The sequence below is a fragment of the Methyloversatilis sp. RAC08 genome (genome assembly GCF_001713355.1).
GTDB lineage: Bacteria > Pseudomonadota > Gammaproteobacteria > Burkholderiales > Rhodocyclaceae > Methyloversatilis.
In genome coordinates this window covers 1,545,630-1,564,829 of record NZ_CP016448.1, presented here as the reverse complement: position 1 = coordinate 1,564,829, position 19,200 = coordinate 1,545,630, and the positions used below count along the sequence as shown (strand labels likewise).

Sequence of the window (19,200 nt, the reverse complement as noted above, 5' to 3'; positions counted from 1 at the left end):
CGCGGCCGCGCCCCGGTTTCAGTTATCGAGTGCGGGTACGACCGCTTTCTGTACCCTGGGTTTGCGGGGGGGCGGCACAACGCCCATCGACACGATGTATTTCAGCGCTTCGTCCACCGTCATGTCGAGCTCGATCGCCTCGCTGCGCGGCACCATCAGGAAGAAGCCCGAGGTCGGATTCGGCGTGGTCGGCACATAGACGCTGATGTGGTCGGTCAGATGATTGGCCACGTCGCCGCCCGGCTGGCCGGTCATGAAAGCAATGGTCCAGCTGCCCTGGCGCGGATACTGGATCAGCATCGCCTTGCGGAAGGCCTCGCCCGAGCTGGAAAACAGCGTGTCCGACACCTGCTTGACGCCGTTGTAGATCGACTTCACCACAGGAATGCGCGACAGCAGGCCTTCCCAGTAGCGAAGCAGGCGCTGGCCGATGATGTTGTGACCGACAACGCCACTGGTCAGGATGATCAGCACGGTCAGGATGACGCCCAGACCGGGGATGTCGAACCCGAAAAGCTGTTCCGGCCGCCACTGGTAGGGCACCAGCAGCATGGTTGAATCGAGCGTGCCGAGGATCCACGCGAGCACCCAGAGGGTGATTGCGAGCGGAATCCACATCAGCAGGCCGGTGATGAAATAGCGTTTCATCAATGGCAGGCGCACGGGCCGCCGCACGCCTTCGGCGCGGCCGGACTGCTGTCGGTCGACGCGGGCTCGGCAGAGGATCCGGACGACGCCTCCTTCGGGGCATCGGCGCCGACTGCAGGACTGGCCGGCTTTGCGCCGCCGCCCTTGAAATCGGTCGCATACCAGCCACTGCCCTTGAGCTGGAAGCCGGCCGCGGAAAGCTGTTTGACGAAGGTCGATGCGCCGCAGGCCGGGCAGACCGTCAGCTTCGCTTCGCTGATTTTCTGCATTACATCTTTTTCATGACCGCAGGACGAACAGCGGTAACCGTAAATCGGCATGTCAGGCTCCGGAAAACGCAGAAGTATAGATTAAGGCATTGTTGCACATGCACATTTCAGTCCATGTGCGGCCCTGTCGAGATGAGGGTTGGCGCGCAGGAATCAAGTCCGGGCGCGCGCTTCAGAAAGCACCGAGGTAGGTCTGGTTGATCGTCTGTCCGAAAAACAGCGCCAGCACACCGGCTGCAGCCAGATAGGGGCCGAACGGAATGGGCACGTTGCGGCCGTGCGAGCGAAAGACAATCATCGCGACGCCGACACTCGCACCGACCAGCGACGACAGCAGGATGACCACCGGCAGCATCTGCCAGCCGAGGAAGGCGCCGATCGCAGCGAGCAGCTTGAAGTCGCCGTAACCCATGCCTTCCTTGCCGGTAACCAGTCTGAAGGCCCAGTAAACCGACCACAACACCAGGTAGCCGACGATCGCCCCCGCCACCGCGGACGGCAGATCGGTGAAACCGCCCACCAGATTGAGCGCAAGTCCGGCCCAGACCAGAGGGAGGGTAATGCTGTCGGGCAGGAGCTGTGTGTCGAGATCGATGAAGGTCAGAGCGATCAGCGCCCACACGAACACCAGTGCACCTGCCAGCAGCAGCGTCGGGCCAAAGCTGAGGGCGCAGGCGGCGCTGAGCAGGCCGGTCAACAGTTCGACCAGCGGATAGCGCATGCTGATAGGGGTGCGGCAGGCGCTGCAGCGACCGCGCAGCAGCGCCCACGACAGCAGCGGGATGTTCTGCAGCGCAGTGATCGCGTGACCGCAGGACGGGCAGCGGGAGCGCGGAACGGCGAGCGTCAGTGGATCAGCCGGCGCAGGCGTCTGGCCGGCGAGTTCCGCGCACTGGGTCGCCCACTCGCGTTCCATCATCAGCGGCAGGCGATGGATCACCACGTTGAGGAAGCTGCCGACGGCCAGACCGATCAGGCCGCACAGCAGCGCCAGCGGCCCGGACTGAGCCAGCAGGTCGATGTTCATGATGTGACCTGCCTGTGCTCAGACCGACTGCGCGACCTTGAAGATCGGCAGATACATGGCCACCACCAGGCCGCCGATCAGCGTGCCGAGCACCACCATGATGATCGGCTCCAGCAGGCTGGACAGCGCCTCCACCGAGTCATCCACTTCCTGCTCGAAGAAGTCGGCCACCTTGGACAGCATGGCGTCGAGCTGCCCGGATTCCTCGCCGATCGACGCCATCTGGATCACCATCACCGGGAACACATTCGTGTTCTGCATCGCCACCGTGAGACTGGTACCGGTACTGACCTCGGACTGGATCTGCTTGGTTGCCATGCGGTAGATGTGATTGCCGGCGGCGCCGCCGACTGAATCGAGCGCTTCGACCAGCGGTACGCCAGCCGCGAACATCGTCGACAGCGTGCGCGCCCAGCGCGCGATGGTGGCCTTGCGCACGATGTCGCCCATCACCGGCAAGCGGAGCAGCAACCGGTCGACGGCAATCTGCAGCGGCAGTGATCGCTTGAGCATGTATGCGAAGCTGATGAAGGCGCCGGTGGCAACGAGCGCAATGAGCCACGAGTAGGCGACGAAGGCATCCGAGATCGCGATGACGACGAGCGTTGGTGCCGGCAGGTCGGCACCGAAGCTCGAAAACACCTTCTTGAACTCCGGAATGACGAAAATCATGATCACCGCGGTGATGATGATCGCGATGCCCAGCACCGATGCCGGATAGAACATGGCCGACTTGATCTTGCCCTTGATGGCCAGGATCTTTTCACGATAGGTCGCGAGCCGGTCGAGCAGACTGTCCAGAATACCGGCCTGCTCACCGGCAGACACGAGATTGCAGAACAGCGGATCGAAGTGCTGCGGGTATTTGCGGAAGGCCTGATTCAGGCTGGAACCGGATTCCACTTCGAGCTTGATGTCGCCCAGCAGGCGCGATACGGCGCCATTCGCGGCGCCCTTGCCGACGATGTCGAAAGCCTGCAGCAGCGGAACGCCTGCTTTCATCATCGTGGCGAGCTGGCGGGTAAACAGCGTGATGTCCTTCTCGGTCACCTTGCCGCCACGACCAAAGCTGCGCTTCTTGACCTTGGTGACCAGAATGCCCTGACGGCGGAGTGTGGCCTGGACCATGGCTTCGCCGCCGGCGCGCATCTCTCCGCGCACCTGCTTGCCACTCTTGTCCTTGCCTTCCCAGTTGAATACCTGGTCCTTGGAACCGCTGTCCTTGCGTACGGGTCGGGTTGCGGTGGCCAAATCAAGCTCCTAGCGCGGTATGTCCGCTCATGCTGGCGCGGCGGGGGTGCCGCGACCGTTCATTCATTGGTGCAGGCAAGCACTTCCGCCAGCGAGGTCACACCCTGCTTGACCTTCAGCAGACCCGACTGTCGCAAATCCCTCACTCCGTCGCGCCGGGCCTGCTGCGCGATGTCGATCGAGTTGCCATTGGTCATGATGATATGCGCAATCTCGTCCGAGATCGGCATCACCTGGTAGATGCCGACCCGGCCCTTGTAGCCGCTGCCCTTGCAGCGCTCGCAGCCAACCGGGCCGTAGGGTTGCCAGCTGCCGTCGAGTTCTTCCTCGGTGAAGCCGGCTTCCAGCAGGGCTTCGACCGGAATATCCATCGGTTGCTTGCAGGAGCATAGGCGTCGTGCAAGGCGCTGTGCAGTGATCAATATGACGCTCGATGCAATATTGAACGCTGCAATGCCCATATTGCGCATGCGGTCGAGCGTGGTCGGTGCATCGTTGGTGTGCAGCGTCGACAGCACGAGGTGACCGGTCTGGGCGGCCTTGATCGAAATTTCGGCCGTTTCGAGGTCGCGGATTTCACCGACCATGATCACGTCCGGATCCTGCCGCAGGAAGGATTTGAGCGCCGCAGCGAAAGTCAGGCCGGCCTTGTCATTCACATTGACCTGATTGACGCCCGGCAGGTTGATTTCGGCCGGATCTTCCGCGGTCGAAATGTTCACGCCGGCCTGATTCAGTATGTTCAGACAGGTGTAGAGCGACACGGTCTTGCCCGAACCGGTCGGGCCGGTGACCAGAATCATGCCGTACGGACGCCCGATCGCATGCATCAGCGCCGCGCGCTGCGGGGGCTCGTAACCGAGCGCGTCGATGCCCAGCATGGCCGAGCTGGGATCGAGAATCCGCATGACGATCTTCTCGCCGTGCAACGTCGGCAGCGTGCTGACCCGGAAGTCGATGGCGCGCGTCTTGGACAGCACGAATTTCATCCGGCCGTCCTGCGGCACCCGCTTTTCCGAAATGTCGAGCCGGGAAATGACCTTGATGCGTGACGCGATCTTTTCCCGCAGCACCAGCGGCGGCTGGGTGATTTCGCGCAGTACGCCGTCGGTGCGGTAGCGGATGCGGTAGTACTTTTCGTATGGCTCGAAGTGGACGTCAGACGCACCTTCATTGATCGCGTCAAGCAGGATTTTCTGGATGAAACGCACCACCGGCGCGTCGTCGATCTCGACCGTGCCGGTGTCGTTGCTGGCGGCGTCTTCGTCGGGCGCCATTTCGCCGTCGAAGTCGAAGTCGGCCGACGACAGTGATTCGAGCGTCTTCTCAACCGATTCCGACAACTTGTCGACCAGCGCAAACAGCTTGTCCGTTTCCACGACAACCGGATCGACGGCCAGGCCGGTCTGGAAGCGGACTTCATCGATGGCGCGCAGATTGGAGGGGTCAGCGATCGCCACGGCCAGCCGGTTGGCGCGCTTCTTGAGCGCCAGCACGCGATGCGTGCGCATCAGCTTCTTGTCGATCGCGTCGGTCGCGAACTGCTCGGAGTCGTACTGCGTCAGGTCAAGCAGCGGATAGCCGAAGGTTTCCGATGCGAACACTGCGGCGTCACGCGCACTCATCTTGCCGCTCGACACAAGCTGTGCGACGAAGCCCGCTCCCGACTGATCTCCTTCACGGGTCAGTGTGCTGGCTTCCGTCTCGGTCAGGCGCCCGTGCTGAGCCAGCGCGCGCGCCAGACCTGACAGGGAGCTTTTTGCTGTAGCGGCCATGATCGGAGTCGGAGACGTGTTCTTCGGAAGTTGATAAGTCGCCTTTGATGATGACGATTCAGGCTTGATCTGTAAACGGTTTCTGGCGCTTCAGCGCCGTTTCAACGCTTCGCTTCGTCGACCGGTTTGAACAGGCGCACGCTGCGCACCATTCGGTCCTCGGTATGCAGTATTTCCATCGTCACATTGTCGATCCTTACCGAAAGACCGGATTCGGGGATGTCCTGCAGGTGATCGAGCAACAGCCCGTTCAGTGTTTTCGGCCCCTGAAGCGGGAGGTTGAGCCCGAGCTTGCCATTCAGTTCGCGCAGGCTGCGGCTGCCATCGACGATGACGCTGCCGTCTGCCCATGCCAGCGACAGTGCACTTCCCGGCTGGCCGGTGGTGAATTTGCCGACGATCTCCTCGATGATGTCCTCCAGGGTCACCAGCCCTTCGACCTCGCCGTATTCGTTCACCACCAGCGCCAGGCGCTGCCGGTTCTCCTGGAAGAACTGCAGCTGGCTGTACAGCGGCGTCGCCGACGGCACGAAGTAGGGCTTGGTCAGCAGCGCACGGATTTCGTCCTTGTCTAGCTCGCCCGCCGACAGTGCGCTGACCACGCGCCGCTGCGGCAACACGCCGAGCACCCGGTCCAGCTCGCCGACATAGACCGGTACCCGGCCGTGATGGCTGGTGGCAATCTGGTGCTGGATATCCGGCAGCGGCTGTTCGAGGTCGATCGCCTCGATCTGGTTGCGCGGGGTCATCACGTCCTCGACCGTCACGTCTTCAAGCTCGAACAGGTTGATCAGGATGCGCCGGTGAGCAGCAGGGATGAAATGCCCTGATTCGGTCATCAGCGCGCGCAGTTCATCCGCCGACAGAGCATGACCTTCTTCCTGGTTACCCGGGTTCAGACGGGTGATGCGAAGGATGCCCGAGACGAGCAGATTGACCGACCAGATGACCGGATAGAACACCTTCAGCAACGGCTTGAGCACGAAGGCGACCACCGGCGCGATCGCGTTGGCGTAACCCGCGCCGACCACCTTGGGTGTGATCTCCGAAAACACCAGGATGAGGAAGGTGATCAGCAGCGTGCCGAACGCGAGTGTCAGTTCGCCTTCGCCAAACAGCCCTATCACGATCACCCCGGTCAGCGTGGCGGCGGCAGCATTGACCAGATTGTTGAACAGCAGGATGACGCCGAGCAGCTTGTCGGTCTGCGCCAGCAGGTCGAGCGCGTGCTGTGCGCCGCGCGAGCCGCTCTGGGCCGCCGCCTTCAGCCGGTAGCGGTTGGACGCCATCATCGCGGTCTCGGCCATCGAGAAGAAGCCCGACAGCACCAGCAGCACGGCCAGCGCCACGAACTGCGTGGACAGGGGAATCGAATCCATCGCTCAGGTACGGCCGAGCACGACCTCGAGCACGAAGCGCGTACCGATATAGGCAAGCAGCAGCACGAAGAAACCGCCCAGCGTCCAGCGCAGGGCGAGCCGGCCGCGCCAGCCGCGGAAGTGCCGCCCGGCCAGCAGGATGCCGAACAGCACCCAGGACAGGATGGCAAAGAAAGTCTTGTGGTTGAAGGTGAGCGGCTTGCCGAACACCTGTTCCGAAAACACGATGCCGCTGATCAGCGTTGCACTGAGCAACAAGAAGGCGACCGTGATGAGCCTGAACAGCAGACCTTCCATCACCAGCAGCGGCGGCATGTTGTCGAGCAATCGGGTCAGGCGGCCCTTGTGCAGGCTGCGCTCGACCGCCGACATCAGCATCGCGTGCAGCGCAGCCAGCGTAAACAGGCTGTAGGCCGTCATCGCCATGACGAAATGGGTGCGAAACAGCAGGTTGTCTGCATTGCCGATTGCGTGACGGTCCGGCCAGATGACGGGAATCGCGGCGCACACCGCAGCCACCGGCAGCGCCAGTGTGTGCAGGCCGTCCAGTCGCGACGAAAGGCTTTCCACCCAGTAGAACACCAGCGCCAGCCAGGTCATGACGGCCAGCGCGTCGGCCGCACCGAAACGCATCTGGCCGTCCGGGAAAAGCTGATGCGACAGCACCATGCCGTGTATCACCAGTGCGAAAGCCAGCGCCGCGGTGCGAGTACTGCTGCCCGGTGCCGGCAGTGCCTGGGCCAGCATGGCGGGGCGGGTGAGCCAGAGCGCCAGTGCGGCATACAGGGCGGAGGGGAGCAGTTCGATTAGAATCATTGCTCCCAGTTTAACCCAAGGCGCAGGCCGCCCCGACATGCTAGACAACCTTACCCAACGGCTCGCCAAGGTCGTCAAGACACTGCGCGGTCAGGCTCGCCTGACCGACGAGAACATTGCAGACATGCTGCGCGAGGTGCGCATGGCCCTGCTTGAAGCCGACGTCGCGCTGCCCGTGGTCAAAGACCTGGTCGCGAATATCCGCGAAAAGGCGGTCGGCCAGGAAGTGGTCGGTTCGCTCACGCCGGGCCAGGCGCTGATCGGAGTCGTGCATGACGAGCTCACTGCGCTGATGGGTGGCGCCTCGGTCGGCCTGAACTTCGCAACTCAGCCGCCCGCCATCGTGCTGATGGCCGGCCTGCAGGGCGCAGGCAAGACAACCACGGTCGGCAAGCTGGCCAAGTGGCTGAAGGAGACGCAGAAGAAGAAGGTGCTGACGGTGTCCTGCGACGTCTATCGCCCCGCTGCCATCGAGCAGCTGCGCACCGTCACCGGCCAGGCCGGCGCCGATTTCTTCCCGTCGACGCCGGACCAGAAACCGGTCGACATCGCGCGCGCCGCCGTCGAGTTCGCGAAAACCCGATACTTCGATGTGCTACTTGTCGACACCGCTGGCCGGCTGGCGGTCGACCAGCCGATGATGGACGAAATCCGTGCGCTGCACGAGGCGATCAAACCGATCGAAACGCTGTTCGTCGTCGACGCCATGCTGGGCCAGGACGCAGTCAATACCGCCAAGGCATTCAAGGATGCATTGCCGCTGACCGGCGTCGTGCTGACCAAGCTCGATGGCGATGCGCGCGGTGGTGCGGCGCTGTCGGTGCGCCACGTGACCGGTGCGCCGCTTAAGTTCGCAGGCGTCGGCGAAAAGCTGACCGGGCTGGAGGAATTCCACCCCCAGCGCATGGCGTCACGCATTCTCGGCATGGGCGACATCCTCGGTCTGGTCGAAGACGCACGCCGTCAGGTCGACGAGGATCAGGCGCGCGATCTGGCGCAGAAGCTCAAGAGCGGCAAGGGCTTCGATCTCAATGACTTCAAGCAGCAGATTGCGCAGATGCGAAAGATGGGCGGCCTGTCGGCGCTGATGGACAAGTTGCCGGCGCAATTCGCCGGCGCCGCTCAGCATATGCAGGGTGGCCAGGACGACAAGGCCATCCGGCGCATCGAAGGCATCATCAACTCGATGACGCCGACCGAACGTACCAAGCCCGAACTGATCAAGGCGAGCCGCAAGCGGCGCATTGCCGCTGGCTCGGGCACCTCGGTGCAGGAAGTAAACCGCTTGCTGAACCAGTTCGAACAGACGCAGAAGATGATGAAGCAATTCTCCAAGGGCGGCATGCAGAAGATGATGCGCAGCATGAAGGGCATGCTGCCGGGCATGCGCTGAGCGCGCGGAGCCGGTCGCCGTGGCCCGCGAGCTGGTATGCGTCGTCGATGAAGACGAGCGCGCTCGTCGGGCGCTGGCAGCAGCGCTCGAGGGACCGGAAATCGATGTGCTGATTTTTGCGGGCGCCGGATCGCTGTTGCAGAACCGCAGCGCCATCGCGCGCGCGGCCTGCCTGGTGGTCAGCGCGACGCTGCGGGACATCGGCGGCGTCGAGTTGCAGTCCAGTCTGCGCGCCATCGGCAGCCGCGCCCTGATCGTGTTCGTGTCCGGCCCCTGCGAGGTGAACCAGGCGGTTCAGGCGGTGCGCGGCGGCGCGCTGGATTTCATGCTGAAGCCGGTCGATCCGGTGCAACTGCGCGAACGGGTCGACGAAGCGATCGGCATCCACATTGCGCAGCGGGGTCGGCGCAGTCGCCTTCATGCGGTCGGCCAACACCTGGGAACGCTGACCACTCGCGAGCGTGAAGTGCTCGAACGCGTCATGGATGGACGTCAGAACGCGGAGATCGCGGTCGATCTCGGCATCAGCACGAAGACCGTGGAACAGCACCGCGCGCGCATGATGGCCAAGATGAAGGCCGATTCGCTGGCCGAACTGGTGGTTCAGGTCACCGAATGGCGATTGCTCTCGGAGCCATTGCGCTGACCGGGGTCAGGGGTTGCTGGCGCTCAGGCCGGACCAGGACCAGTGACGCTCCCAGGCACCGCGCACCAGATTCGGGTATTCGGCTTTGCCCAGACTGCCGTTGTAGCGCCCGAGTGCCCGGAAAAGGTTGCCCTTTTCGATGTCTAGATAGTGGCGCAGGATCGTGCAGCCAAAGCGCAGGTTGGTGCGCAGGTGGAAGAGATTGCTCTCCTCGTTGCCGATCAGCTTTACCCAGAACGGCATGACCTGCATATAGCCGCGCGCGCCGGCGGTCGACACCGCGTACTTGCGAAAGCCGCTTTCCACCTGGATCAAACCGAGTACGAGCTGCGGGTCGAGTCCGGCCCGAGTTGCCTCGTAGTGCACGGCCTTCAGGAACTCCATGCGACCGGCTTCGTCCGGCATGCGTTTGGTGAGCCGCTCAGACATCGTGTTCAACCAGAGCTGACGTTCCGGCGATGCGCCGCCTGCTGATTCCGGTGCCGGCCGGTCACTGATCGCCCGGTGCAGCGCTGCTCGCACGCTGTCGGCCAGCGGCTCGTACTGCTGCGACGCGGCCGCGCCGCCCGCCAGGAAAGCGAGCAACAGGGCGATGCAGGCGAGCGGCGCGCGTCTCATCAGTGTCCCGCCGGGGCGCCCAGAAGTCCGCTCACGTCGTCCGGCGCCACCTTGTGCACCACACCCTCGCGTCGGTGCTGATATTCGATCACGCCCTCTTTCAGGCCGCGCTCGCCGACCGTGATGCGGTGCGGTACGCCGATCAGCTCCCAATCGGCAAACATCACGCCCGGGCGCTCGTCGCGATCGTCGAGGATGACGTCGAAGCCCTTTGCCACCAGCGCGCCGTAAAGCGATTGCGCCGCGTCGCGCACGGCGTCCGACTTGCTCCAGCCAACCGGACAGATCACGACTTCGAACGGGGCGATCGTCTGCGGCCAGATGATGCCGCGCTCGTCGTGGTTCTGTTCGATGGCGGCGCCGACCAGCCGGGTCACGCCGATGCCGTAGCAGCCCATCACCATGGTGCGGGGCTTGCCGGTTTCATCGAGATAGGTGCAGTTCATCGCTTCCGAATACTTCGTGCCGAGGAAGAACACGTGGCCGACCTCAATGCCGCGCTGGATGGCCAGCACGCCCTTGCCGTCCGGTGACGGATCGCCTTCGACGACATTGCGCAGATCGGCGACCGCTTCGGGTTCCGGCAGGTCGCGGCCCCAGTTCACACCGGTCAGATGGGCGTCCGGCTGATTGGCACCGGTGACGAAGTCGTTCATGTTGACGACCGTCAGGTCGGCCACGATACGCACGGGCTTCTTCAGGCCGATCGGCCCGAGATAGCCCGGCACGCAACCGAAGTGCTCGATGATCTCCGCTTCGGACGCGAAGCGGAAGCCGTCCTTGAGCCCTGCCAGCTTCGATGCCTTCACTTCATTCAGTTCGTGATCCCCGCGCAACATGAGCAGCCACAGTTCGGTCCTGCCTTCCTTTTCGGCCGCAAGCACGATGGACTTGACGGTCGATGCCAGCGGAATGCCGAGCAGCGCCGCCACATCCTCGCACCGCGTCGTGTCGGGCGTCGGTGTGACGGCCATCGCCTGCGTCGCCGCACCACGTTGCGGAATCAGCGACACTGCCTGCGCCAGTTCTATATTGGCGGCGTAGTCGGACTCAGGGCACCAGGCGATCAGGTCTTCGCCGGTGTCGGCGATCACCTGGAATTCGTGGCTGCGAGAGCCGCCAATGGCGCCGGTGTCCGCGGCAACGGCGCGAAACTGCAGGCCGAGCCGGTTGAAGATGCGCAGATAGGCATCGAACATGATGTCGTAGCTGCGGCCGGCAGCGTCGTCGTCACGATCGAACGAGTAGGCGTCCTTCATCGTGAATTCGCGTCCGCGCATGACGCCGAAGCGCGGCCGGCGCTCGTCGCGGAATTTGGTCTGGATATGATAGAAATTCTTCGGCAGCTGGCGCCAGCTGTGGATTTCCGCCCGCGCAATATCGGTGACGACCTCTTCCGATGTCGGCTGGATGATGAAGTCGCGGTCGTGCCGGTCCTTCACGCGCAGCATTTCCGGCCCCATCTTGTCCCAGCGCCCGGTCTCCTGCCACAGCTCGGCTGGCTGGATCAGCGGCATCAGCAACTCGATCGCGCCCGCCTTGTTCATTTCGTCGCGGATGATGCCTTCGATCTTCCGGATGACCCGCAGCCCCATCGGCATGTAGTTGTAGATGCCGCCAGCGAGCTTGCGGATCATGCCGGCGCGGGTCATCAGCTTGTGCGAAACGACCTCGGCGTCCGAGGGGGCTTCCTTGAGTGTGGAAATGAAGAATTTGCTAGCGTGCATGAAGTTCGCGAACCCGGGAATGGTGAAGTGGCCAACCTGCGATTCTAGCCGCTTGGCACCGATAGGCTGAAGCGGCGACCTTTGCTTCAATTCGGTGACGAATTGTGGAAGAATCCACAAAAATTTCATCAGGCAGGTTCAGTCATGCTCGACCGGGAAGGGTATCGCCCGAACGTCGGCATCATCCTCATCAACGGGCGCAATGAGGTTTTCTGGGGAAAGCGCATAGGCGAACACGCCTGGCAGTTTCCACAAGGAGGCATCAACCACGGTGAATCGCCCGAGCAGGCGATGTACCGCGAGCTCTGGGAAGAGTTGGGGCTACGTCCGCAGCATGTGCGTATCGTCGGGCGCACCCGCGACTGGTTGCGCTATGACGTGCCGCGCAACTGGGTGCGGCGCGAGTGGCGCAGTGCGTACCGCGGCCAGAAGCAGATCTGGTACCTTTTGCGCATGGTAGGCCGCGACTGCGACGTTTGCCTGCGCGCCACCGACCATCCCGAATTTGACGCATGGCGATGGCACGACTACTGGATTCCACTGGATTCGGTCATCGAGTTCAAGCGACAGGTCTATCAGCAGGCGCTGACCGAACTGGCACGGCTGGCCTTCCGAAGCGGCCGTGCCAAAGGCTGCGCAAGCCATGGCGATGACGAGGAGCAGAAGGTTTCGCCGGTTCCGGACGATTCGCGACCGGATTCCGTTTCCCCAGCGCCTTGAGCGCTTCGAATTTAGTCTAGTCCGGGCCGAGCAGGTTCTGCAGCAAGCTGCGGAACCTGCGCCAGTCACGGACCCTCAACGGTTCATATGTCAACCAACCACTCTCTAGCCCCGGGACGTTGCGCTGTGGCTTTGTTGCTGTGCCTCTTGACGACCCGCGCAGGTGCGCAGATCACCGACTGGCAGAAGCCGGATCCCTATCGCGGGGAGGAAGCCGGCGAGCCTGGCGAACTGAAGGAAGACGACTACGCGTTGCCCGATGTTGCACAGGCGACGGACTGGGTCGAATTCCATGTCGGTTCCGAGACGCGAAATCGCTATTTCGTCGCGCGCGCAAGCATCAGCGTGGGCAAGGACGAAGTGACGCGCTTCATTTCGCGTGTGCTGACGGCGGGGGGCGCAGAGACCGTTTCGGTCGAGGGGATCCGCTGCGCCACAGCGGAACGTCGGCTTTATGCCTACCTCAGGGCAGGGGCGGGCTGGGTGACTCCGCGTGGTGTGCGCTGGTCACCGGTCTACACGGGCAATCGTTTCAACGCCTATCACTACGCCCTGTTCGATGGTTTGATTTGCGCGGGCGATCGCCCGCAGAAACCATCTCAGGCGATCGAGTTGATGGCGGCCAGCTTCAAGTCGCGCGTCGGCACACCACTTACGGGCTATCGCTGAATGTTTCCGGATCGTCTGATCATCGAGCTTGATCGCGCGCTGCGCACGTTGGCGGCGCCCGCACGAACCGCGCGCCCGATTCCGGGTTCCGAACTGCCAGAGCCGGATCTCGACGACGGCCAGCGTCGTCACGTAGGCGCCCTGATGCGCATTAACCACGTGGGCGAGATCTGTGCCCAGGCGCTGTATCAGGGGCAGGCGCTGACGTGTCGTGATCCATCGGTCCGCGATGCGTTGCGTCAGGCGGCCATCGAGGAGACCGAACACCTGTGCTGGACTGCGTCACGCATCGGCGAGCTCGGTGCCCGGACCAGTCTGCTGAATCCGCTCTGGTATGGCGGTGCCTTGCTGGCAGGCGTTACCGCCGGACTGGTTGGCGACAAGTGGAATCTGGGTTTCCTGATGGAAACAGAAAGGCAGGTCGAGGCGCACCTGCAGGGGCATCTGGACCGCCTGCCGGCCGCTGACCAGAAATCCTGGAGGCTGCTCGAACAGATGCGGCAGGACGAACGGCAGCATGCGCGCGTTGCGCAAAGGCTGGGCGCCGCAGACTTGCCGGCACCCGTCCGGGCTGCGATGCGTGCGTCGTCGTCGGTGATGACCAGACTCGCTTACCACGTATGAAGGCGCCTGCGATCAGGCAGGCGTTTCGATGATTTCCCAAGTGTGTTCGATGCGTGCGGTCTGGCCGAGCATGATGGAAGCCGAGCAGTACTTCTCGGCAGACAGATGGATTGCGCGCTCGATCATTTCCGGTTTCAGTTGCCGCCCACTGATCTTGAAGTGGAACCCGATGCGGGTGAACACCTTGGGGTCTTCGAGTGCGCGGTCGGCCTTGAGCTCGACTTCACAGCCAGTGACCGCCTGACGACCTTTCTTCAAAATCAGCATGACGTCGAAGGCTGTGCAGCCTCCGGTGCCGGCGAGCAGCAGTTCCATGGGGCGCGGTGCCATATTGCGACCGCCGGCTTCGGGCGCGCCGTCCATGTTCAGCATGTGGCCGGAGCCCGTCTCGGCCACGAAGCTCACGCCGTCCAGCCACTTCACGACACATTCCATTGCGCCATCTCCTGTTAGAGCGCGTGATTGTAATGCTCAGGCGCGATGAATCCGCGAGCGCGGGAATTGGTGCAACGCGTCACGAGCTGGGTGGCAATGCGAAGTAATCCACATTTTCGCAGGGGTGATTCTTTGGTCGTCGAGTGATCAGTTTGCAACTTCATGAATAATAGAGTTTTTTGAGACCTTCGGTCAGTGCTGGTCCTCACGCCGGATGTGCTGTGCCACTTGTGCGATGCAAAAAATTCTTGCTTACGCGGGTCGGCTGGACAATAATCAATGCAAGTTTCGAGAACGGTCGTTCACCTGGCCCCAGTTGCCGGCTTCGCGATCGTTTCTCCGCAGGTGTCTCCTCCACCCTCCTCCTTTGGTGTGGATTTAGCGCGACTCAATGAGTCGCGCTTTTTTTATTCAGGTGTCGAGCATTGACACGCCTGACTACGCGGGCTATATTCGCCGGCTTTTGGGCGATCTGGCCCGAAATCATTGGGACGTTCGAGATGAAAACCTTTTCAGCCAAGCCGCACGAAGTCGAGCGCGACTGGTATGTCGTCGATGCCTCTGACAAGGTGCTCGGGCGCCTGGCCAGCGAAATCGCACGCCGTCTGCGCGGCAAGCACAAGCCTGTATTCACGCCCCACGTCGATACGGGCGATTACATTGTTGTTGTGAACGTCGAGAAGCTGCGCGTCACCGGCAACAAGGCAGAAGACAAGAAGTACTACCGCCATTCGGGTTACCCCGGCGGTATCTACGAAACGAATTTCACGAAGCTGCAGCAACGCTTCCCGGAGCGTGTTCTTGAGAAGGCCGTCAAGGGCATGCTTCCGAAGGGGCCGCTCGGCTACGCAATGCTTAAGAAGCTGAAGTGCTACGCTGGTACGGATCACCCGCACACCGCGCAGCAACCCAAAGCGCTGAACATCTGAGGACGGTCCGGTCATGGCTTTCAATGTTGATTATTACTATGGCACGGGACGGCGCAAAACTGCGGTTGCCCGCGTGTTCCTCCGTCCGGGCAAGGGCGCGTTCGTTGTAAACGACAAGCCGGTCGACGAGTTCTTCTCGCGCGAAACAGGCCGCATGGTCGTGCGCCAGCCGCTTGAGCTGACTGAGCATGTCAGCACGTTCGACATCATGGTGAACGTGATCGGTGGCGGCGAATCGGGTCAGGCGGGCGCGGTTCGCCACGGCATTACCCGCGCGTTGATCGACTATGATGCAACGCTGAAGCCGGCGCTCAGCAAGGCTGGGTTCGTAACGCGCGATGCACGTGAAGTGGAACGCAAGAAGGTTGGCTTCCACAAGGCACGTCGTCGCAAGCAGTTCTCGAAGCGCTGATTCGTCAGCCGCCTCACCGGAGAAGGCCGCCTCGACAGCGGCCTTTTTCGTTTCTGGCATCATGCAGCGTATGAGGAGCTACGAGTTCGCTCCACGCCGCATCCATTCAAAGGGGAATCGAGGTGGCAATCCGGGTTGGTATCGTCGGTGGAACGGGTTACACGGGTGTCGAATTGCTGCGCCTGCTGGCGCGACATCCAGGCGTTGAATTGAAGGCGATCACCTCTCGCGGCGATGCAGGCAAACTCGTGTCCGAGATGTTTCCAAGCTTGCGGGGGCACGTCGATCTGCGTTTTGCCGACCCAGTCGAGGCGGGGCTCGAAGACTGCCATGTGGTGTTCTTCGCCACACCGAACGGAATTGCTATGCAGCAGGTGCCGGCATTGCTGGCGGCAGGGGTGAAGGTGATCGACCTCGCAGCGGACTTCCGGCTCAAGGATGAGGCCATCTGGGAAAAATGGTACGGTATGCCCCACGCCTGCCCGGACATCCTTGCTGAAGCAGTCTATGGTCTGCCCGAGGTCAACAGGGCGCGGATCCGTTCTGCACGCATCGTCGCAAATCCTGGTTGCTATCCGACAGCAGTGCAGCTCGGATTCATTCCATTGATCGAAGCGGGTGTGATCGATCCCGCAGGCCTCATCGCCGACGCCAAGTCGGGCGTGTCCGGTGCGGGGCGCAAAGCGGAAGTACACACGCTGTTCGCCGAAGCATCGGATAATTTCAAGGCCTATGGCGTACCCGGCCACCGTCACTTGCCGGAAATCCGGCAGGGGCTTTCCAATGTTGCCGGCGACGAAGTCGGGCTGACCTTCGTGCCGCATCTGACGCCACTGATTCGCGGCATTCACGCGACCCTGTATGGCCGCTTGCGAAAGGACTGTGACCTGCAGGCGCTGTTTGAAGAACGTTATGCCGACGAGCGTTTCGTCGATGTCCTGCCGACGGGCAGTCATCCCGAGACGCGTTCCGTCCGCGCATCCAACACCTGCCGCATCGCTGTGCATCGCCCGCAAGGTGGCGATACGGTGGTAGTGCTCAGCGTTATCGACAACCTCGTGAAGGGTGCTGCGGGACAGGCGGTGCAGAACATGAATCTGATGTTCGGGTTTGATGAGTCGTGTGGACTAGAGCTCGTACCGGTCTTGCCGTAAAGGCGCGTCGCTGGCGCTCGCGCCACGGCATCGCAGCCCGTCAGGTTGCGGTGCGTTCCCACGCGCCCTGGTATCTCAAGGTGCTTGCGGTCACGGGCGTCGTGGCGATTGCGCTTGTGCTGGCGCAAGTGATTTTTGACGCCGGACGCGGCTGGGTGGGTCTGGACGTTTCGGGCATGCAGTCGGAGGCGCGATCGCTCCGCGCTCGCGTAGCGATGCTGGAAGGCGAACTGGCTGGTATACGTCAGCAGGCCGATGCAGCGCACAGCACGTTGCAGATCGAGCGCAGCGCGCAGGAACAGCTGACGTCTCGCATCCGCTCGCTGGAAAGCGAGAACAGCCGCCTGCGCGAAGACATGCTGGTATTTGAAAATCTGGCCGGTTCATCCGGCGCAGAGCAGGGTTTCAAGATCAACCGATTGGTGCTCGAACCCGATGGCGAAGCCGGGCGCTATCGCTATCGCATGCTGATCATCCGCCAGGGTGGCAAACCCGATCGGGACGCCCTTGGAGCCTACGAGATCGTTGCTACAATTGACCAACAGGGGCACGATGCTAACATCACATTTCCGCCCAAATCCGGCGATACATCGCACCGAGTTGCCTTCAGGCACTTCCAGCGTGTCGACGGAGTGATTACCCTGCCTGACGGCGCGCGACTGAAATCGATTGAAGCCCGCTTTGTTCAGGACGGACAGATCAGGGCGCGCGCGACGGCCGCGGTCTGAATCTGCAACCCACGGAGGACGGCATGTTCGGAAAGAAATCGAAGAAACCCAGCAACCGCATCGACAGCCTGATCGGCGCGGGTACCCGAGTGGTAGGGGACGTGCATTTCCGCGGTGGTCTGCGCATAGACGGTGAGGTGGCGGGCAATGTACGCGCTGACGGAGATGAATCCAGCACACTGGTGCTAAGCGAGCATGCGCGGATCGAAGGTGCTGTATCCGTAACCCACGCCATGGTAAATGGTGTTGTCAACGGGCCCATCGTCTCGTCCGAGTTTCTCGAGCTTCAGCCGCAGGCACGAATTTCGGGCGATGTTGTCTATAACAGGCTGGAGGTGCATCTTGGTGCTATCGTCAAGGGGCAGCTCGAACATCAGAATGCAGCGCCGCGTGCGATAGAGCTGAAATTGGCCAGCGGAAGTTGAGTTGAACGAACCTGCCTTGTAGCGCAGCAACCTTGGAGTGACGAAACATGAATGCAATGACCGAAATGCCGATGCCGCTGCTTTTTTCCGATAGCGCGGCAAACAAAGTCCAGGAACTGATCCTAGAAGAGGGCAACCCTGACCTGAAGCTGCGCGTTTTCGTGTCGGGTGGCGGATGTTCCGGTTTCCAGTACGGCTTCACGTTCGACGAAGTGACCAACGAAGACGACACTGCACTTGAAAAGAATGGTGTGACGCTGTTGATCGATCCGATGAGCTACCAGTATCTGCTCGGCGCAGAGATTGATTACAGCGAAGGTCTCGAAGGTGCGCAGTTCGTGATCAAGAATCCGAACGCGACGTCGACCTGCGGCTGCGGATCGTCTTTCTCGGTTTGATTCTGCAGGCGGATTCCTAGGCCGGCCATACGGCTCCCAGTATCCGGGGGCCACGTGCGCCGGTGACGGCAGGAACGTTGCCTGCCTCGCCGCGCATGGTGCGCCGGGCAAGCCAGGCAAACGCGAGCGCTTCAACGCTGTCTGGCGCCACGCCCCAGCGGGCAGTGCTGAAGACCTCAGCTGACGTATGTGCCTGCAGTCGGTGCATGAGAAAGGCATTGAATGCTCCGCCACCGCACACGGCGATCTCGTCCGCGGTGAACCCGGCGCAAGCCAGTGCCTGGCTCACCGTTACCGCGGACAGCTCGGTCAGGGTGGCCTGCACATCTTCGGCGCGTTCTCTGCCGGTCAAGAAGGCATCCAGCCACTCGAGGTTGAACTGTTCGCGCCCGCAGCTCTTCGGTGGCTGGCGCGCGAAAAACGGATGCGACATCAGGTGATCAAGCAGTTCCCGATCCACCGTCCCGCTTTCTGCCCACGCGCCGTCAGAATCGTAGGGTAGCGCGCGCGCACGCGCGATCCATCCGTCCATCAGCACATTGCCTGGGCCACAATCGAATCCGCGTACCGGTTCGTCCGGCGCCAGCAGCGTCACGTTCGACATGCCACCGATGTTCAGTACCACTCGCGATCGGATTGCATCAGAGAACATGTGAGCGTGGAACGCTGGCACGAGCGGTGCCCCTTGTCCGCCCGCAGCTATATCGCGCGTGCGGAAATCGGCGACCACTGGAATCCCGCTCAGTTCGGCCAGCAGCGAAGGCGCGTTGATCTGCAGTGTGTAGCCCTCGGCTGGTATGTGCCGGACGGTCTGGCCATGGCAGCCGATGGCGCTGACGTCTCTGGTCGATAGCCCGGCAGCAGCGAGCAGCCCGGAGACCAGTTCGGCACTGATGTGAGCCAGCGCGATGGCTGCGCGTTGCGATCGGTGTATTTCGTCCGGCCCGCTCGCGCACAATGCGGAGAGTTCTTCGCGCAGCGTGCTCGTGTAGGGCTGGTGTGCGTGCGCCAGCAGGGCAGGCCGTTCAGCCGAAAAATCGGCCATTACGGCATCAATGCCATCAAGGCTGGTGCCCGACATGATTCCAATGAACAGCTCCTTCATGATCTCTCCCGTCGGCGCGGTCCCGTGCTTGCTATACCATCGCGCGATTTGC

At 62.2% G+C, this 19,200-nt stretch carries 22 protein-coding genes; 11 read left to right on the top strand and 11 right to left on the bottom strand.

Annotated elements, in window-relative coordinates:
• Positions 1-18: 18 nt before the first annotated feature.
• The 7 genes from BSY238_RS07145 to BSY238_RS07115 all read right to left on the bottom strand — a co-directional run bounded on the left by BSY238_RS07145 (position 19) and on the right by BSY238_RS07115 (position 7,165).
• Positions 19-648, bottom strand: a complete 630-nt coding sequence (locus BSY238_RS07145) for a DUF502 domain-containing protein (RefSeq protein WP_069038519.1) — start codon at positions 646-648, stop codon at positions 19-21.
• Positions 648-968: an FmdB family zinc ribbon protein gene (locus tag BSY238_RS07140; protein ID WP_069038518.1), complete on the bottom strand. Its 321-nt coding sequence runs from the start codon at positions 966-968 to the stop codon at positions 648-650. The genes BSY238_RS07145 and BSY238_RS07140 overlap by 1 nt, the downstream gene beginning before the upstream one ends.
• Before the next feature lie 121 nt (positions 969-1,089).
• Positions 1,090-1,944 (bottom strand): prepilin peptidase, encoded by an 855-nt coding sequence (locus BSY238_RS07135; RefSeq protein WP_069038517.1) that lies wholly within the window; start codon positions 1,942-1,944, stop codon positions 1,090-1,092.
• Between the two features lie 18 nt (positions 1,945-1,962).
• On the bottom strand, positions 1,963-3,195 hold the full coding sequence (locus tag BSY238_RS07130; protein ID WP_069038516.1) for a type II secretion system F family protein: 1,233 nt from the start codon (positions 3,193-3,195) through the stop codon (positions 1,963-1,965).
• A gap of 59 nt (positions 3,196-3,254) precedes the next feature.
• On the bottom strand, positions 3,255-4,970 hold the full coding sequence (gene pilB, locus BSY238_RS07125; protein ID WP_069038515.1) for a type IV-A pilus assembly ATPase PilB: 1,716 nt from the start codon (positions 4,968-4,970) through the stop codon (positions 3,255-3,257).
• A 101-nt stretch (positions 4,971-5,071) separates the two neighbouring features.
• Positions 5,072-6,349: an HlyC/CorC family transporter gene (locus BSY238_RS07120; protein ID WP_069038514.1), complete on the bottom strand. Its 1,278-nt coding sequence runs from the start codon at positions 6,347-6,349 to the stop codon at positions 5,072-5,074.
• Positions 6,350-6,352: 3 nt separating this feature from the next.
• Entirely contained in the window at positions 6,353-7,165 is an 813-nt protein-coding gene (locus BSY238_RS07115; RefSeq protein WP_069038513.1) for a cytochrome C assembly family protein, read from the bottom strand.
• Between the two features lie 37 nt (positions 7,166-7,202).
• Between BSY238_RS07115 and ffh the strand changes: the two genes are divergently transcribed.
• Complete coding sequence (gene ffh / locus BSY238_RS07110; protein WP_069038512.1) at positions 7,203-8,558, top strand: signal recognition particle protein; 1,356 nt, start codon at positions 7,203-7,205, stop codon at positions 8,556-8,558.
• Between the two features lie 19 nt (positions 8,559-8,577).
• Positions 8,578-9,204, top strand: coding sequence for a response regulator transcription factor (locus BSY238_RS07105; RefSeq protein WP_069038511.1), 627 nt, complete (start codon positions 8,578-8,580; stop codon positions 9,202-9,204).
• A gap of 6 nt (positions 9,205-9,210) precedes the next feature.
• On the opposite strand, the gene BSY238_RS07100 is transcribed toward BSY238_RS07105, so the two are convergent.
• The gene (locus BSY238_RS07100) at positions 9,211-9,822 is read right to left on the bottom strand and encodes a lytic transglycosylase domain-containing protein (RefSeq protein ID WP_069038510.1); all 612 of its coding nucleotides are present in this window, start codon (positions 9,820-9,822) and stop codon (positions 9,211-9,213) included.
• A complete protein-coding gene (locus BSY238_RS07095) occupies positions 9,822-11,549 on the bottom strand; it encodes a proline--tRNA ligase (RefSeq protein WP_069040527.1) in 1,728 nt (575 codons plus the stop codon). Before BSY238_RS07095 ends, BSY238_RS07100 begins: the two co-directional genes overlap by 1 nt.
• Before the next feature lie 144 nt (positions 11,550-11,693).
• Between BSY238_RS07095 and BSY238_RS07090 the strand changes: the two genes are divergently transcribed.
• The 3 genes from BSY238_RS07090 to coq7 all read left to right on the top strand — a co-directional run bounded on the left by BSY238_RS07090 (position 11,694) and on the right by coq7 (position 13,562).
• Positions 11,694-12,269, top strand: a complete 576-nt coding sequence (locus BSY238_RS07090) for an RNA pyrophosphohydrolase (RefSeq protein ID WP_150123897.1) — start codon at positions 11,694-11,696, stop codon at positions 12,267-12,269.
• A gap of 126 nt (positions 12,270-12,395) precedes the next feature.
• The gene (locus BSY238_RS07085) at positions 12,396-12,938 is read left to right on the top strand and encodes a CNP1-like family protein (protein ID WP_190295066.1); all 543 of its coding nucleotides are present in this window, start codon (positions 12,396-12,398) and stop codon (positions 12,936-12,938) included.
• The gene (coq7, locus tag BSY238_RS07080) at positions 12,939-13,562 is read left to right on the top strand and encodes a 2-polyprenyl-3-methyl-6-methoxy-1,4-benzoquinone monooxygenase (protein WP_069038508.1); all 624 of its coding nucleotides are present in this window, start codon (positions 12,939-12,941) and stop codon (positions 13,560-13,562) included. It abuts the gene before it with no gap.
• Between the two features lie 12 nt (positions 13,563-13,574).
• On the opposite strand, the gene BSY238_RS07075 is transcribed toward coq7, so the two are convergent.
• The gene (locus tag BSY238_RS07075; RefSeq protein WP_069038507.1) at positions 13,575-13,997 is read right to left on the bottom strand and encodes an OsmC family protein; all 423 of its coding nucleotides are present in this window, start codon (positions 13,995-13,997) and stop codon (positions 13,575-13,577) included.
• Between the two features lie 500 nt (positions 13,998-14,497).
• On the opposite strand from BSY238_RS07075, the gene rplM reads away from it, so the two are divergent.
• From rplM to erpA, 6 genes are all read left to right on the top strand, one after another.
• The gene (gene rplM, locus BSY238_RS07070) at positions 14,498-14,926 is read left to right on the top strand and encodes a 50S ribosomal protein L13 (RefSeq protein WP_069038506.1); all 429 of its coding nucleotides are present in this window, start codon (positions 14,498-14,500) and stop codon (positions 14,924-14,926) included.
• A gap of 13 nt (positions 14,927-14,939) precedes the next feature.
• Positions 14,940-15,338: a 30S ribosomal protein S9 gene (gene rpsI / locus BSY238_RS07065; protein WP_069038505.1), complete on the top strand. Its 399-nt coding sequence runs from the start codon at positions 14,940-14,942 to the stop codon at positions 15,336-15,338.
• Positions 15,339-15,460: 122 nt separating this feature from the next.
• A complete protein-coding gene (argC, locus tag BSY238_RS07060) occupies positions 15,461-16,492 on the top strand; it encodes an N-acetyl-gamma-glutamyl-phosphate reductase (RefSeq protein WP_083223954.1) in 1,032 nt (343 codons plus the stop codon).
• Between the two features lie 101 nt (positions 16,493-16,593).
• Positions 16,594-17,220, top strand: coding sequence for a DUF6776 family protein (locus tag BSY238_RS07055; RefSeq protein WP_223300305.1), 627 nt, complete (start codon positions 16,594-16,596; stop codon positions 17,218-17,220).
• Between the two features lie 23 nt (positions 17,221-17,243).
• The gene (locus BSY238_RS18015; protein WP_083223953.1) at positions 17,244-17,645 is read left to right on the top strand and encodes a bactofilin family protein; all 402 of its coding nucleotides are present in this window, start codon (positions 17,244-17,246) and stop codon (positions 17,643-17,645) included.
• A 47-nt stretch (positions 17,646-17,692) separates the two neighbouring features.
• Entirely contained in the window at positions 17,693-18,043 is a 351-nt protein-coding gene (gene erpA, locus BSY238_RS07045) for an iron-sulfur cluster insertion protein ErpA (protein WP_069038502.1), read from the top strand.
• Positions 18,044-18,059: 16 nt separating this feature from the next.
• Here the strand turns inward: erpA and BSY238_RS07040 are convergent, their stop codons facing one another.
• Positions 18,060-19,148, bottom strand: a complete 1,089-nt coding sequence (locus BSY238_RS07040) for an anhydro-N-acetylmuramic acid kinase (RefSeq protein WP_069038501.1) — start codon at positions 19,146-19,148, stop codon at positions 18,060-18,062.
• Positions 19,149-19,200 lie beyond the last annotated feature (52 nt).

Bases quoted from the DNA above. Each gene is read 5' to 3' on its own strand.
- BSY238_RS07145 (WP_069038519.1), bottom strand. From the start codon at position 648: ATGAAACGCTATTTCATCACCGGCCTGCTGATGTGGATTCCGCTCGCA.
- BSY238_RS07140 (WP_069038518.1), bottom strand. From the start codon at position 968: ATGCCGATTTACGGTTACCGCTGTTCGTCCTGCGGTCATGAAAAAGAT.
- BSY238_RS07135 (WP_069038517.1), bottom strand. From the start codon at position 1,944: ATGAACATCGACCTGCTGGCTCAGTCCGGGCCGCTGGCGCTGCTGTGC.
- pilB (WP_069038515.1), bottom strand. From the start codon at position 4,970: ATGGCCGCTACAGCAAAAAGCTCCCTGTCAGGTCTGGCGCGCGCGCTG.
- BSY238_RS07120 (WP_069038514.1), bottom strand. From the start codon at position 6,349: ATGGATTCGATTCCCCTGTCCACGCAGTTCGTGGCGCTGGCCGTGCTG.
- BSY238_RS07115 (WP_069038513.1), bottom strand. From the start codon at position 7,165: ATGATTCTAATCGAACTGCTCCCCTCCGCCCTGTATGCCGCACTGGCG.
- ffh (WP_069038512.1), top strand. From the start codon at position 7,203: ATGCTAGACAACCTTACCCAACGGCTCGCCAAGGTCGTCAAGACACTG.
- BSY238_RS07100 (WP_069038510.1), bottom strand. From the start codon at position 9,822: ATGAGACGCGCGCCGCTCGCCTGCATCGCCCTGTTGCTCGCTTTCCTG.
- BSY238_RS07095 (WP_069040527.1), bottom strand. From the start codon at position 11,549: ATGCACGCTAGCAAATTCTTCATTTCCACACTCAAGGAAGCCCCCTCG.
- BSY238_RS07090 (WP_150123897.1), top strand. From the start codon at position 11,694: ATGCTCGACCGGGAAGGGTATCGCCCGAACGTCGGCATCATCCTCATC.
- coq7 (WP_069038508.1), top strand. From the start codon at position 12,939: ATGTTTCCGGATCGTCTGATCATCGAGCTTGATCGCGCGCTGCGCACG.
- BSY238_RS07075 (WP_069038507.1), bottom strand. From the start codon at position 13,997: ATGGAATGTGTCGTGAAGTGGCTGGACGGCGTGAGCTTCGTGGCCGAG.
- rplM (WP_069038506.1), top strand. From the start codon at position 14,498: ATGAAAACCTTTTCAGCCAAGCCGCACGAAGTCGAGCGCGACTGGTAT.
- rpsI (WP_069038505.1), top strand. From the start codon at position 14,940: ATGGCTTTCAATGTTGATTATTACTATGGCACGGGACGGCGCAAAACT.
- BSY238_RS18015 (WP_083223953.1), top strand. From the start codon at position 17,244: ATGTTCGGAAAGAAATCGAAGAAACCCAGCAACCGCATCGACAGCCTG.
- erpA (WP_069038502.1), top strand. From the start codon at position 17,693: ATGAATGCAATGACCGAAATGCCGATGCCGCTGCTTTTTTCCGATAGC.
- BSY238_RS07040 (WP_069038501.1), bottom strand. From the start codon at position 19,148: ATGAAGGAGCTGTTCATTGGAATCATGTCGGGCACCAGCCTTGATGGC.